Here is a 14035-nt window from a genome sequence, read left to right as displayed (position 1 = left end):
AGCGCGGGTGCGAGGACCGGCGCGTCGGTCCGGTCAGCCGGACAGCGTCCCGGAGAGGGGTGAGTCCTCTACACCGACCGGCTCTTGGCCAGCATCTTTCGCTGGACCCGTCTGCCCTGCGCGACCGCCAGGGGGACGGCACGCAGCCCGAAGGAGGGGAGGGCGTCGGCCAGGCGTGCCTGCAGCCCTCGCCAGCCCGGGACCGCGGTGACCGGGCGCGGGCGGTCCAGCACCTTGCGCACCGCGGCGGCGACGTCCTCGGGCTTGAGTAGCTTGCCGGAGAAGGACAGTGCCGAGGCAGGGTCGTCGAGTTTGTCGTGGAGCATCGGGGTCCAGATGCCGTCGGGGCAGACGCAGGAGATGTCGATCTCGTTGATCCCGGCCAGGCGCAGGTCGGCGAGTGTGCTCAGGCTGAAGCCGATCGCCGCGTGCTTGGACGCGGCGTACACTGCCTCGCCCGGGACCGCGGTCAGTCCCGCCAGCGATACGACGTTGACAATGTGCCCGCCCATGCCCCGCATGGCCTCGATCGCGACGACGGTGCCGTTGACAGTACCGAGCGCGTTGACTTCCAACATCAGGCGGCGTACGTCGGGCGACTGCTCCCAGGCCGGGCCGGTCACGAGCACGCCGGCGTTGTTGACCCACACGTCGAGGCGGCCGGCCTGCGCCACGATGAGGTCCCGCGCCGCGGTGACCTGGACCTCGTCGCGCACGTCGACGCCGGCCCACAGCACGTCCGACCCGAGTTCGGCCGCAGCGGTCCGCGCCGCCTCCTCGTCGATGTCGGTGACCAGCACGCTATGGCCGCGCTCCACCAGCAGCGTGGCGATGAGCCTGCCCAGCCCGCGGCCCGCCCCGGTGACCACCGCGCCGGCGGGTGAGTGGTTCATCGCCGGCCGCCCTTGACCTCGCCGTAGGCGATCCCGCCGTGGACGTAGGTGGGGACCACCGGCCAGAACCGCTTCCAGGGGGCGAGTTCGGTCGAGGGCAGGATTTGCAGCCAGCGCGGGTCCGCCTTGCAGCGGTCGGCGAGGGTCTTCTCCTTGACCATCGAGTCGTACTGGTCGAGGGAGTCCTCCAGGGTGTTGGCGTTGGGGCAGATCTCGCGGCCGAAGGCCTCGTGGTAGCGGCGCACCCCGGGGATCCTGGAAAGCTCCGGCTGCCAGTTGTCGAGGGAGATGCCGTTCTCGGAGGACACCCACACGCCGTCGGGGGTGTTGAGCACCAGTGAGTGGTTGCCGTCGGTGTGTCCGGGAGTCCACAGCAGTGTGACGCCGGGGCCGAGCTCGATGTCGCCGTCGAAGGTGACGAACTTCTCCGGGGCGACGCCGCCCAGGCCCCCGTCGACGTACCACGCCCACTGCATCGGGTGGAGGGACTGGAGCGTGGCCAGCTCGCGGCTGTGCACGAGCATCTTCGCCCCGCCGAACAGCGGCTCGCGCGGCGCCGACTCGCCCTTGATGACCTCGGTGGAGCCCATGATCATCCGCGGGTCCTGCACGTGCAGGTGGTCGAAGGTGCAGAAGTCGATGTCGTCCGGGGCCAGCCCGAGCCGGCGCAGGACGTCGCCGGGCTCCGCGTAGTACCTCAGCACCATCCGCTCCAGCAGCTTGCCGCCGGGGACCTTTGCCGTCAGCTTCTGCAGGTTGCGGTAGAAGGGTGCCTCCGCGGAGCCGTCCGGCACCGTCGGCTCGAAGACCAGCGTGCGGGCCCGGCCGTCGAAGTCGTCGTACTGCACGACGATCATGCGGTTGATCATCGAGATCAGCGGGAGCGTGGGCACCGAGACGGCGTCGTGGAAGGCGTACTTCACCGGGTATGGCGCTGCGGCGATGTCCACCGACTTCACCGCGCGCACCTGGCCCTGCGCCTTGAAGCGCTCCTTGTATGTCGCGGCGGCCTCGCGGACCGCCTTGAGGCGTTCGCCGCGCGGCCACACGTCGTGCACGCCGTCGAACTCAGGGATCAGTCGCGCACCGATCCCGGTCAGGTGGTCGGTTCCGGCTGTCGCCATGGGCCACTCCTCGCACTCGTCGTCGGGCCAGCAGCATGCCCTCCCGAGCCGGGCAGGATTTGTTCCAGCACGACAATCTCAGGAGATGCCCTGCACCCGGCAGCGCACCTCGCTCGGGCTGGAGCCCGTCCACCGTCGTACGGCGTGGCTGAGGCCGGACTGGTCGGCGAAGCCGGCCATCGCGGCCACCTGTCCCAGCGCCAGGTCGGTGGTGGTGATGTAGCGCAACGCGAGATCCCGTCGTACGGCGTCGAGGATCTCCTCAAAGCCGGTCGACTCGGCAGCGAGTCGCCGTTGCAGGGTGCGGGGATGCATCGCGAGAAGCCGGGCGACGGGACCGATGGCCGCCGGGGTGGTGCCGACGCTCCCGGCCAGGGCCCGCCGGACGTGCGTGGAGACGAGGCGCTCCGGGTCGGTGTGGTGACGGGTCAGGTAGTCGAGTGCGAGCCGGCGGATCGCCGCGTCCGCACCGCGGAACTCCTTCTCCAGCATCCGCCGTTCCACGCGCAGCGCGGCGGTCGGGCACCCGAACTTCACGTCCACGCCGAAGAACTCGATGTACCGCGACACCGGCGACAGGGGCTGGTGAGGCAGCTCCACCGACCGAAGCCCGGCCAGGCTGCCTACCAGAGCCAGGGCCACGCGGTGAAAGAGGCCGATCCCGAGTTCCATGGCCTGCGGCGAGTACGGCGACTCTCGCAGATCCTTCCGGTAGGTCAGCGCGACCACCTCACGCCGACCCCGTGGATCCGGCTCCACACCGACGCTCAGCGCCGGGCTGTGGACGAACATGAACCGCGACGCGCACTCCAGTGCCTCCGCGACCGTCGACGATGCCTGTATGGCCAGCGCCAGTCGGCCGAGGATGCCGAGATCCTGGCCGCAGGCCAGGCGGAGGCCGAAATCAGGGCATCGAAGATCACGGGCAACCGCGTCGAGCATCAGGTCGTGGCCGGTGATCGGGACGAGCCCCTCCTCGGAGACGAGCGCCTCCGGAGGGATCGCGAACCGCCCCATGAACTCCTCAGGGTCGCCGCCGAGCTCGTCGACGAGGCGCGCAAACCCGCGCAGGCTGGCTCCTCGAATCATCGCACCCACCGGGCGATGCTAAGGGCTGTCCCGCCGGCCGGGTGGACAAGCACGCGAAAGCTCCTGGCGGACTGGTGATCTTGGTCGTGAACCCGTCTACCAGGAGCTTTCTTCATGCCCGCCGCCGGGGTCACCAGCCCAACCACCCGTCAGGTTGGAAGAGGCTCACTGATCACCGAGCTGTCCTCCCGAGCGGGGCACGCCAACGTCGGTGCCGGCCCGGTGCCGACGCGAAGGGAAGGCGTCAGGTGGGGAACTCCCCGAGCCAGCTGCGCTGGAGGAGGTGTTTCGGGAGGTATTCGGACTCGACCTCGACCGGCATGTCCGCGTCGTATGCCATGCACGCGATGGCCAGGGGGCCCAGGGCGACAAGGCCGTCCCCGCTCAAGGGGCGAGCCTCGTCCGCCGTCCAGTACTCCTTGTGCCAGGTCAGAGCCTTCACTAGGGAGTCGGTGAAAGCTTGGTTCTCCCGACGCAGGTAGAGCTGGAACAACTCCAGCGGCGGGTAGAGGATTTTCAGCATCAACTCGGTGCTTGCGACCCGAGCTTGTTCGGGCGCTGTGCCCTGGACGGCGGCGACCAGGGAATCCCAGACCTGCGGGCGACCGAACCAGAGATGTTGAAGGGTCTCGATCCAGGCGTAGATGTAGTCGTCGAATTCCGCACCGGAGGCACGTAGGAACGACACCGGAACCTGGGCAAGTTGGTTCACCCGATCGTTCTCGCGGCAGATCACCGACAAGTAGAAGGAGGTGAGCCAGTTCCCGGCGTGCAGGTACTCCTGCGGGCCGGTCCGGGGGAGCGTGCGCACTTCGTCCAGAGCTCCGACCCGGCAGGTCACCGTGCTCTCCTGCGCCGTACCGGCGATGAAGAGCGCGGAGCCGACTTGCATAGCCAGAACCCACGACTCCCAGGTGTCGAGCTCGCCCACATCAGGGTCTAGGAGGCAGCGCCATTTCGCGGCGCCAAGCGCGAATGGCAGGGCGTCGTAGCGATCGTCCTCGGACGTATCGATCCCCTCGATGGCCTCCTGCGCGGCCGCGACGACAGGCTTCATGGCCTCCGCAGCGTTGTCCGTACGGAAGCTGTGGCGCCGGATAGGCGTTGCCATCTACTTTCCTCCAGTTTATATCTTGAATTCGTCTATTACGGCTCCGCCGTAGAGGCCGTTGACGTCCTCCATTGCCTTGACCAGGACATACCTCAGCTTCCCAGACTTTAGTGCGGCGCGGAGATCTGCGGCGATCTCAGCATCCCTGCCGCCGCGGGACGTCATCTCGGCCAGAATTGTCCGAATGTAAGGCCTGGTGCCCTGCTGTACCCGCAAGCCCTGGGCACCACCGTGGTCATTCGGGCTCAGCGGGTCGGGATCAGCCTTTCCTTGACGCCAGTCGGGATCGTTAGACGGCGCCTTTTCCTCCACGAGTAGGCGCTCCCCGCCGGGGAGCTTGTATGCACCATCGAACATATTGGCACCGTTGGGCGTCTTCGGAAGGTCGATCACCTCCGCTAGGGGGAACTCTCGCGGGATCACGTGGAGCGTCGCCGCTCGGTTGCCCAGAGCCTCCGGGATCTTACTGTTGTTGGGGACTCCGGGCAGCCGGGCGTCGTAGGCCGCTCGCGCCAGCCTGACGTCCTCGCGGTGTGCCGCGGTGTCCGCCTCCCTGAGCTTGAGCTCCGCGTTATTCAAGTTGGTGGACACGCGGCGGTCCCCGGCGACCTTGTCCAAGTCCGGCAGGACCCCGTCGGGCACTGAGTTCTTGTCCAGCGGCTTGGGGTTGAACCTCGCCTCCCGCGGTCCGTTCGGCAAGTCGTGAACGGAGATCCACTTGCCGTTGGCGTCCAGGGTCAGCTGGGGCAGCTCGACACCGTCCACCAGGTTGACGATCCGCTTACGGCGGCCAAGAGTGTTGTAGTGCTCCAGGCGCCAGGCCTCGTTGGTGTTTGCCAGCTCGACGTGCTTCTGCTGGAGCTCCTTGAGCCGCTCGGGGCTCATCACTTCGTCGCTGTTGCGCGTGCCGCCTGTGGCGTCGTCCGAGGCGCCGCCGTGAGGGGCGGCATTGTCCGTGGTGTCGACGCCTGAGCCGGAGCGATCGGAACCGGTACCGCCACTGGGGCGACCGTCGGAGTGGGTTGCGCTGGTGCGAGAGCCAGAGTGGTGGATGTCTGCAGAGAGCGGGGCGCCGCTAGAACCGGACTGGTCGCCGCGAGGACTGTTGCCCGACTCGTTTCGAGGCATGTTGTCGCTCGCGGCACTGCCGGGAGTGGTGTCGGGGTGGGCGCCTGGGGCTCCGTTGTCCACTGTCCGGACTGGGCCGGTGATGTCCGAGCTCAGCCGCGAGGCGTCAACGCCGGTGTGGGCGCCGACGAGTGCAGGCTGAGGGGACGGGGTTCGGCTGGACGGGGCCTCCGCGCCGGCAGCCGGGTTCTCCCGCTGCGCTGCGGTGTGGTGTTGCAGAAGGGTGCCGTCCTCTTTCAGGAGGTTGCCCGGGCCGTCTGCGTAGATGGTGTTGCCGTGCACGTCGGTGAGGGGGACAGCGCTTTCGGGCAGGGCTGTGGTGCCGTGGGGGAGTTTGAGGGCGCCTTCGGGGATGTTGAGGGTGCCGGCCGGGGGTGTCATGCCTTCGGGGAGTCGGACCACGCCGTCGCCCAGGTCGATTGCGCCGGCCGGGATGTCGACGCCGTCCGGGAGCTTGACGGAGTTGCTCGGGATCTCGAACGCGCCCTCCGGGACTGCCGCGCCCTCCGGGAGGTGCAGTGTGCCGTCGGCGAGCTTGAAGGCGCCGTCCGGCAGGCTGATCGCGCCTTCCGGGAGGGGGATGACCTCGGCCGTGCGGGCGCCGCGCAGCCCCTTGATGACGTCGCTGACCTTCGTCACGCCCATGCCGACACCCTTGAAGACGTACGTCATGGGGTCGACGAACCGGCCCACCTTGCCCGCGGTGGACAGGGCCTTTGCTGCGATGGCGGCCTTGCCTGCGCCGGAGGCCGCGCCGCCGGCGCCGCCGGTGAAGACGGTCGTCAGGACGTTGAACGTCACCGCGCCCGCTGCGCGCGACGGGTTCTCGCCCCACTTGTCCCAGGCCACCAGGGCCTTGCCTGTCTCCTTCACCGCCGCGCGTGACTCGCGCAGGTAGGCGGGGAGTTTTTCGTCGGGTATGGACCAGAAAACGAAGCCGCCCATGGCCGGGTTGCTCAGAGCCAGCCCCGTGGCGAGCTTTCCCAGGCCCGACCAGGCCTGCTTGGCGGAGTCCCAGCCGTCGGTGCCGACCAGGGTGCCCAGGCCCTTGATCGTGCCCCAGACGCCGTCGACGAAGAAGCCCTTGGCGAAGTCCCACGCGTGCTCGTGGATGTGCCACCACGGCTTGGACTCCTCGACCGGGTCGCCCCACGGCAGGCCCTTGGCGTGCTTGAGCGCCTCGGCGTCGTAGCCGTAAGTGCCCGCCTTGCCCGAGCCGTCGTCGACCTTCAGCGCGTGGCCGCCGACCAGGGCGACGATCTTGTCGTGGCAGGCCCGCTCCACGGCCTGGAACGCCGTCCAGGTCTCCCTTATCTCGTCGTGGCGGTGGTTGTTCTCGTCGACCAGGTCGCCGTCCTCGCGCCACTTGTCGTCGGCGTTGGCCTTGACCAGGAAGGCGCCCGCGTCGCGCTTGAGTTCCTTCAGCTTCTCGACCAGCGGGTAGGCCTCGTCCGAGTACGTGCTCAGCGCGCCGGCGACCGTGGCCAGCTCCGATTTCAGGGACTCCCCGCGGTCCGCGACCGGCTTCGTCGTGGCGAACAGCTGATCGGCCTCGGGCGCCTTGTAGAAGGCCTGCAGACCGCCGAAGCTGCTGTGTACGTCACCGGCCGCGGTGGAGATCGCCTCTCCGCCCTTGGTCAGTGCGGTCACCTTGGTGTCGAGCAGGGCGAGGTCGCCGGTGAACACCGGTATCCCCGCCAGGTTGACCGGGTCGTTCTCGCTCACTTGCCGGCCCCCATGTCCTTGAGCAGGTCCAGGCGGACGGACTTGGCCGCGTCCTGGGCCTGCTTGGCCGTGTCCAGGTCGCCTTCGACGTACTCGTTCGTCGCCGTGGCCGCGCCGAGCGTGGCAGCCTGGATGCGTTCCGACAACGCCTTCAGCTGCGGCGTACGCCTATTCAGGTATTCGGCGAGCGCCGCAGCCACCGGGCCCGTCGCACCCCGTGACAGGGGTGCCTGACCTGGAGCCACCGGGCCCTGCAGCGGCGTACTGGCCGCCGTCCCCAGTACTGCCGTGCCGGCCGCCTGCGCCGCCTCCGACATGGCGGTGACCATCGCGTTCAGTGCCTTCTCCAGGTCACCGGCGTGCGCACCGACCACCTTCAACTGACCTTGTACGCCTTGCGGCTTGATGTCCCACGCCGTCACTGACGCCCCCCGCCCCCGTACCCGTCATGATGTCCGTCCGTCGCGCCCCCGGAGGAACGACTCGTCGTCCCGGGGCTGTGCAGCGAGGGGCCTCAGCCGATGTTGTCGACCGCTGCCTTCGCCCGTGCCAGCGTCTGCTGCGCCGTGCCGTCGTTCTTCTCCAGCGTCGAGCGCAGCAGCCGGATGATGTTCCTGACCTCCTGCGAGGTCGTGTTCCAGCGCAGTTCCTTGCCGTGGTACTCGTCCGCCACGCCGTCGGCCGCGAAGTCGCTCATCGCCGTCTTCACCTGGGTGTCCCGCGCCGTGATCACCAGCTCCAGTTGGGCGATCACCGCCTGGATGTTGCCCTGGGTCTCGGTAGAGGCACCCGTGTCGTACGAACGCCGGTCTGCGTTCCCCGCGTTTCCTGCCATCACCCGTCACTCCCCGTCAGAAGTCAGAAGTCAGAAGTCAGAAGTCGGAAGTCGGAAGTCGGAAGCAGGGCAGTCTGATTGCTGCCCTCTCGTCGAACCGCCGGTGTCAGCGGCCCGAGAACCGTGCCGCGTCGAAGTTGGCCGAGGCCATCTGCGTCCGCGCGTTGTCGCCCTGCTCCTGGTCACCCTGACCGAACGCCGCGTCCATCCCCGACTGTCCGCCCAGGATCCCGGACAGCGAGGCGTTCAACGCCGTCGTGATCTCGTCGGAGCGGTTCTTGAAGTCGTCGAACGCGACCTTGCCCGCCCCGTTGAACTTGCCCTCCAGCGGCTCCGCCGCCGCGATCAACTGCCGGATCAGCGTGCCCAGATCCGTACTGGACCCCTGCGACTGCGACATCAGCGTCGAAAGGACCGAGGCCCCCATGTCGAACTTCATCAACTTCCCCCACCACGTCGAACGAACGTGTGTCTGTTCAGGATCATGTCTATCAACATCTACATCGCTACTGCAATCTGCAATCGGACAGATTTTGGCTGTGTCTGACTCATGGCGTAGAGGCCGGACTCGCGGTCCCGCCGAGGTGGCGCATCAGGCGCTCGAAGTCTCCCCAGCCCGCCAGGTCCGACGGGTCTCCCGGCAGCGAGTAGTACAGCGCAGGGCGGGTTTTCGGGCCTAGAGGCACCGGGGGTTCGGGCAGTGGCGTGTGGCGGGCGCGGTCGCCGGGGAGTTCACGGACCTCCTCCGCGCCGAGCGCGAACGCCAGCGGGACACCCGGACCCTCGAAGCGTGCGGGTACGGCCAAATCGCGTCGCGCTTTGCGAACCTGTACGAGCATCGACTGGAGATCGTGCCGGGTGGCGAGAGCCTCGGCGAGGGCCGGCAGGGCGTCCACCGGACACTCCTCACCGCTCCCGTAGCCGAACGCCAGCGTGACGTGTTCCTCGACGCCCGACTTCGTACGGGTGACGCGCACGGTGGCGAGGCCCGGCCGGCCGGGACTGCCGACCACGACGAGCCAGGTCGGTTCCGGCGCCCTCCGGTGCGCGAGGTCCGTCAGCTGCCGCAGCGACCACGGGAGGTTCGCCGGCTCCGATGTGCCCCAGCCGGCCGGGGGTTCCCCGGTCAGCTCCCGCCACGCCGTCTCCAGCCCGCCGCCGAGCACCAGGCGGTCGTCCGCCGGGTGGACCAGCCGGAAGGTGAGGGCGAGCTGGCGGTCGCCGGTGGCCGTGACCTCCTGGTAGGCGGCCGCGACCGGGGTGTCCGGTTCGTCGTCCGTCGCGGCGGGGGAGGTGAACGGAGCCACCGGAGCCACCGGAGCCACCGGAGCGAACATGCCGTCCTGCCAGCGCAGCACCGCCCCGGTCAGGCCGTCGTAGTAGCCGTCCCGCTCGTCCTGGACGATCCAGCGCGACGGCCATCCGCCGAGACCGTCACGCACGGCGGGGGAGAGCGTGGTGCCGGCCGGGCTGACGATCTGCAGGCCGAGTCCGGCCCCGGCCGCCGCCCGGAAGGCGTCGGAGAGCCAGGCCGTCATCGCGACCACCGGGCGGTCCTGGATGACGACGGCGACCTTCTCGGTGAGCACGTCGATGGCGGGCTGCGCGGCGACGGGCACCGGGGCGACGCTCACCCCGTCCGCCTTCACCACGGCCAGTGAGTCCGAGGTGCCGGGCGGCCACGCGGTGCCGCCCACCAGGGCGGTCAGCCGGGTCGCGAACGTCCCCGCGAGCTGCTCCGCCTCCGCGACCCCGGTGGTGGCACGGGCTTCCGTCCACCAGTACGGGACCGGCGGCGCCGTCGCCCCGAGCAGCCGCTCCGCCTCGCCCTCCACGGCGACCAGCAGCGGTGCCTCGACCGAGAGGAGCGGGCGGCCCTGCTCGTCGCACAGCTGCACCACGGCCCCTTCGCCCCGGGAATCCACCAGCTTGTCCGGGCCGCCGGAGAGCAGGCCCGCGAGCACGCTCCACGGATCGGGCATACGGGCGGTGAGCGCGATGACGTCCTTCGTCATGGAGTCGTCCGGTCCTTCGTTGCTCGGTGGCGGAAATGATGGTGGTGGTGGGTCATCGGCAGATCGTCACCCCGGTGAGTGCACCGTCTGGATGAGCCGGTTCGGACGGCCCCGCTGAATGAACATGCCCCGGCCCGCGGCCTGTTGCGATGCGTACACCCGAGGGAACAACTGGCCCTCGCTCCGGTCGCCGGACATCACCAGCGCCGACGCCCCCGACTCCCGCAGGCTCTGCACCAGCGGCTCGTACATGCCGCGCGACGCACCGGCCACGCGCCGCGTCAGTACGAAGTGGAGGCCGATGTCGACGGCCGAGGGGATGTACGGGAGGAACGCGGCCAGCGGGGACTGGCCGGCGGTCGTCAGCACGTCGTAGTCGTCGACCAGGACCACGATGCGCGGGCCCTTGCCCCAACTGCCCGGCTCCAGGTCCTCCAAGCGGGCGTTCTCGTCGGGCAGCCGCTTCTCCAGCTCGGTGGCGATCCCGGCGGAAAGCCCGGCGCACAGCTTGGAGTTGTAGGCGTAACCCCCGTTGAACTCCTCCGGGACCACGCCCCGCAGGGACCGCCGGGGGTCCATCACGGCGAACACCAGATCGTCCTCGCCGTAGCGGTCGACGAGGCCGTTCGCGACCGCCCGCAGCAGGTTCGTCTTGCCGCACTCGCTGTCGCCCATCACCAGCAGGTGCTGGTCGTGACGGAACAGGTCGAGCAGGACGGGGGCGAGGGCCGACTGGTCAAGACCGATGGGGACCCGCTGCGGCTCGGCGGCCGGGCCGGGCAGCAGCTGCGGCTCCAGATCGTGCGGCAACACCCTTACGGGCTGCGCCACTTCGCCGTGCCAGGTGGCGCGCGCCGCACGGGTGGCGCGCTCCAGCACCGCACCCAGGTCCGCCGTGCCGGCCGCCCCGTCCGTACGGGGGAGGGCGACCTGGGCGAAGAGCTTTCCGTCGGTGAGGACCCGGCCCGGCTCGTCCGGCGACAGGGTCTCGACCAGCTTTCGGTCGATGCTCGACTCGCCGGGGTCGTTCAGGCGCAGCTCGACGCGGGTGCCGAAGTTGGACTGGACGGCGATGCGTACGTCGTTCCAGCGCAACATGCCCGCGACGACGTGGATGCCGTATCCGCCGCCGCGCTTGAGGATGTCGGCGACCGCGTCGTCGAGTTCGTCGAAGTCGTCCCGCAACGCGCCGAACCCGTCGATGACGAGCAGGATCTCGGCGGACGCCAGCTGCGGCAGCCGGCCTGCCGTGTGGAGGGTGCGCAACTGCTCGACCGAGTCGATGCCGTGCTCGCGGAAGAGGTCCTCGCGCACGGCGAGCATGGCGCGGACCTCCTCGACGGTGCGTGCCGCCCGTTCCCGGTCGGCGCGGCCCGCGATGCCTCCCACATGCGGCAGTTCCGACAGCGCCTGAAGGCCGCCGCCGACCAGGTCGAGCCCGTAGACGCCGACCTCCTGCGGGGTATGGGTCAGCGCGAGGGAGAGGACGAGCGTGCGCAGGAGCGTCGTCTTGCCGGACTGCGGGCCACCGATCACGGCTGCGTGGCCGCCGGCCACCGTGAGATCCAGGAACCACGGCCCCTGCCACTGTCTGGCGGGGTCGTCCAGCAGACCGAGGGGTATCAGGAGCGGTCCGTCCTGCCGTGAACCGGCTCTGCCGTCACCCTCGCGCGCCCCGGCCAGACGCATGCCGCGCGGGCCGACGTCGAGCGGCCCGGCGACCGTGTCCAGGGCGATGGCAGAGGGGAGCGGGTCCAGCCAGATGCTGCGTACTCCGGGCGCGGCACCGGTCAGCTGTTCCACCATGACGCCGAGTTCGGTCGGCCCGGTCTCGCGCCGGCGTGATGACGCTTCCGGGGCCTGCTGCGTACTGTCCGGTCCGGCCAGGGTGTTGAACGCCTCGTACTCCAGCGCGAGCGGACCGGTCTCCTCTTCGTCCGCCTGCCGGGCGGGTCCGCGATAGGCCCCCGAGACATAGCCGGCCTTGAACCGGGCGTAGTGGCTGGTGTCCACCTTGAGGTAGCCGAAGCCGGGCAGCGGCGGCAGGTGGAAGGCGTCCGTGGTGTCCAGGACCGTGCGGGACTCGTCGGCGGAGAAGGTCCGCAGGCCGAGCCGGTAGGAGAGGTAGGTGTCCAGGCCCTTCAGCCGTCCACCCTCGATCCGCTGGCTGGAGAGGAGCAGATGGACGCCGATGGAGCGCCCGATCCGGCCGATGGAGAGGAACAGGTCGATGAAGTCCGGTTTGGCCGTGAGCAGTTCGCCGAACTCGTCGATCACGACGAACAGATGAGGCAGCGGGTCCAGATCCGGCCGCTTCTGCGCGCGCAGGGCAGCGTAGTCCCCGATGTCGGCGACATTGCCCGCATCCTTGAGTGCCTGCTGGCGGCGTTTGACCTCACCGGCGAGCGAGGAATGGACCCGTTCGACCAGACCGGCCTGGTTCTCCAGGTTGGTGATGACGCCCGCGACATGCGGCAGATCCGCGAACGGCGCGAAGGTGGCACCGCCCTTGTAGTCGACGAGTACGAGGGCGAGGTCCTCCGGCGGGTGGGTGGCTGCCAGACCCAGGACCAGGGTCCGCAGCAGCTCCGACTTTCCGGAGCCGGTGGCGCCCACGCACAGTCCGTGCGGGCCCATGCCGAGTTCGGAGGACTCCTTGAGGTCCAGGAGCACCGGTTCGTGGGAGTCGCTGATGCCGATCGGGACGCGCAGGAAAGCCCGCTCCCCACGCGGTGCCCACAGCTCCTCCAGGTCGAGCCGGGCCACGTCGTCGATGCCCAGCATCGCGGCGAAGTCGACCGGACCGGCCAGCGGCGCGTCCACCAGGGATTCGGCGGAGAGCCGCAGCGGCGCGAGCATCCGGGCCAGGCCCTCGGCGAAGGGAACGCCCACATCGTCCACGGTGCCGCGGGCCTCGACCGGCTCCGGCTCCCGCAGGTCCTCGATGGTCACGTCGGTGCCGTCGACCGTGATGCGTACGTTCACGTGTCCCGGTTCCTGCACCTGCCGTTCGAGCAGGTGCAGCACGCTGACGCCCATCTCGCGCAGACCGACCGCGTCGTCGGGGCGGGGCAGATCGACGGCGTCCTCGCCGTGCCCGTCGACGACGACGAGCAGCCGGGAGTTCATGGACAGCGCGTCCCGGTCGGCCAGGCCGCGGCGGACCTCGGCGGCGTAGGAGGCCCGGCGGCGCAGCTCGGCTCCGAGCCGGCGGGCCAGCTGGGGTGCGGACGGTGCGATGCGGCGGGCGGCGACCGGGCCGTCGAACTGCTCGGTGTCGAGCAGATGCGGAAGCCACTTGGCCCACTCCCAGTCCGCTATGCGGGTCCCCGGTGCCGCGACGGCGATGGCCACGTCGTCGGGTGCGTGCAGGGCGGCCGCCTGGACGAGCAGGGCACGCGCGACCCGCAGGCAGTCCTCGCGGGGGCCGATCACGCTGACGTTGCCGGCCCGGTCGAGCGGTACGGTCAGCGGCAGTTCGGTGCCGTTGCGGAACCGGTTCACCAGGGCCGAGGCCTCGTTCAGCATGAAGAGGTCGGGCGGGGTGAGGACGGACGAGCCCTGCTCGGCGATCCGCAGGTCACGCACCGGCATCTCGCCGGTGCCGGCCCGGACCCGGAGGAAGTCGTCGTCGACCCTGCGCCGCTCCCAGAGGCGTGCCGGGTCGCGGACGATGTCGTACAGGGCGGGCGGCGCGGGGTTGAGCACATCGGCCCGCTCCCGGCGTCCGCGCTCCTCGGCCGACAACTCCTCCCGCAGGTCCTCCACATAGGTGAGGTAGGCCTCGCGCTGGGTGCGTCGGGTGCGCTGGGCCTTGCCGCGCTGCGAGAAGAGCAGGGCCGCGGATCCGATGACGGTGACCACGAGGATGATCGCGCCGAGCCCGGCGAACTGGCTGTTGCGGACGACCGTCATCATCACGACGGACGACATGACCCCGGCGACCGGCAACAGCGACATCGCGATGTTGCCGGCCTTGCCCTCGGGCAGGTTGGGCGGTGCCTCGATGGTGCGGGGCGCGGGCTCGGCCGGGGGCCGGGTGGTCCGGGCGGGGCGGTGGATCCGTCGGGTACTCATCGGCTGCGTCCGGTGTTCAGGGCCGGCTGACGACCGGG

Annotated in this window: 10 protein-coding genes; all 10 read right to left on the bottom strand. The window is 69.8% G+C overall.

The window, feature by feature from the left end; all coding sequences use genetic code 11:
- Positions 1-68 precede the first annotated feature (68 nt).
- Positions 69-893, bottom strand: coding sequence for an SDR family oxidoreductase (locus tag ACFVW8_RS13165; RefSeq protein WP_389689193.1), 825 nt, complete (start codon positions 891-893; stop codon positions 69-71).
- Positions 890-2017 carry a hypothetical protein gene (locus ACFVW8_RS13160; protein ID WP_389689191.1) on the bottom strand — a complete coding sequence of 376 codons (1128 nt, stop codon included), beginning with the start codon at positions 2015-2017 and terminating at the stop codon, positions 890-892. The genes ACFVW8_RS13165 and ACFVW8_RS13160 overlap by 4 nt, the downstream gene beginning before the upstream one ends.
- Positions 2018-2095: 78 nt before the next feature.
- Positions 2096-3106, bottom strand: coding sequence for an AraC family transcriptional regulator ligand-binding domain-containing protein (locus ACFVW8_RS13155; RefSeq protein WP_389689260.1), 1011 nt, complete (start codon positions 3104-3106; stop codon positions 2096-2098).
- A gap of 244 nt (positions 3107-3350) precedes the next feature.
- Complete coding sequence (locus ACFVW8_RS13150; RefSeq protein ID WP_389689189.1) at positions 3351-4217, bottom strand: immunity 49 family protein; 867 nt, start codon at positions 4215-4217, stop codon at positions 3351-3353.
- 15 nt (positions 4218-4232) lie between these two features.
- Positions 4233-7070, bottom strand: coding sequence for a hypothetical protein (locus tag ACFVW8_RS13145; protein WP_389689187.1), 2838 nt, complete (start codon positions 7068-7070; stop codon positions 4233-4235).
- Complete coding sequence (locus ACFVW8_RS13140; RefSeq protein WP_389689185.1) at positions 7067-7492, bottom strand: DUF6507 family protein; 426 nt, start codon at positions 7490-7492, stop codon at positions 7067-7069. The genes ACFVW8_RS13145 and ACFVW8_RS13140 overlap by 4 nt, the downstream gene beginning before the upstream one ends.
- 92 nt (positions 7493-7584) lie before the next feature.
- Positions 7585-7905, bottom strand: coding sequence for a pore-forming ESAT-6 family protein (locus ACFVW8_RS13135; protein ID WP_389689183.1), 321 nt, complete (start codon positions 7903-7905; stop codon positions 7585-7587).
- A 106-nt stretch (positions 7906-8011) separates the two neighbouring features.
- Positions 8012-8344, bottom strand: coding sequence for a hypothetical protein (locus ACFVW8_RS13130; RefSeq protein WP_389689181.1), 333 nt, complete (start codon positions 8342-8344; stop codon positions 8012-8014).
- A 109-nt stretch (positions 8345-8453) separates the two neighbouring features.
- Complete coding sequence (locus tag ACFVW8_RS13125; protein WP_389689179.1) at positions 8454-9920, bottom strand: DUF6177 family protein; 1467 nt, start codon at positions 9918-9920, stop codon at positions 8454-8456.
- A gap of 66 nt (positions 9921-9986) precedes the next feature.
- Positions 9987-13997, bottom strand: coding sequence for a type VII secretion protein EccCa (eccCa, locus tag ACFVW8_RS13120; protein WP_389689177.1), 4011 nt, complete (start codon positions 13995-13997; stop codon positions 9987-9989).
- Positions 13998-14035: the final 38 nt, after the last annotated feature.

The organism is Streptomyces sp. NPDC058221, assembly GCF_042882365.1.
GTDB lineage: Bacteria > Actinomycetota > Actinomycetes > Streptomycetales > Streptomycetaceae > Streptomyces.
The sequence above is the reverse complement of the archived record's forward strand: the minus strand, read 5'-3'. Positions and strand labels throughout refer to the sequence as shown.

What these genes read in the sequence shown, in the direction of transcription:
- ACFVW8_RS13165 (WP_389689193.1), bottom strand. Translation starts at nt 893, where the DNA reads ATGAACCACTCACCCGCCGGCGCGGTGGTCACCGGGGCGGGCCGCGGG.
- ACFVW8_RS13155 (WP_389689260.1), bottom strand. Translation starts at nt 3,106, where the DNA reads ATGATTCGAGGAGCCAGCCTGCGCGGGTTTGCGCGCCTCGTCGACGAG.
- ACFVW8_RS13160 (WP_389689191.1), bottom strand. Translation starts at nt 2,017, where the DNA reads ATGGCGACAGCCGGAACCGACCACCTGACCGGGATCGGTGCGCGACTG.
- ACFVW8_RS13130 (WP_389689181.1), bottom strand. Translation starts at nt 8,344, where the DNA reads ATGAAGTTCGACATGGGGGCCTCGGTCCTTTCGACGCTGATGTCGCAG.
- ACFVW8_RS13135 (WP_389689183.1), bottom strand. Translation starts at nt 7,905, where the DNA reads ATGGCAGGAAACGCGGGGAACGCAGACCGGCGTTCGTACGACACGGGT.
- ACFVW8_RS13125 (WP_389689179.1), bottom strand. Translation starts at nt 9,920, where the DNA reads ATGACGAAGGACGTCATCGCGCTCACCGCCCGTATGCCCGATCCGTGG.
- ACFVW8_RS13150 (WP_389689189.1), bottom strand. Translation starts at nt 4,217, where the DNA reads ATGGCAACGCCTATCCGGCGCCACAGCTTCCGTACGGACAACGCTGCG.
- eccCa (WP_389689177.1), bottom strand. Translation starts at nt 13,997, where the DNA reads ATGAGTACCCGACGGATCCACCGCCCCGCCCGGACCACCCGGCCCCCG.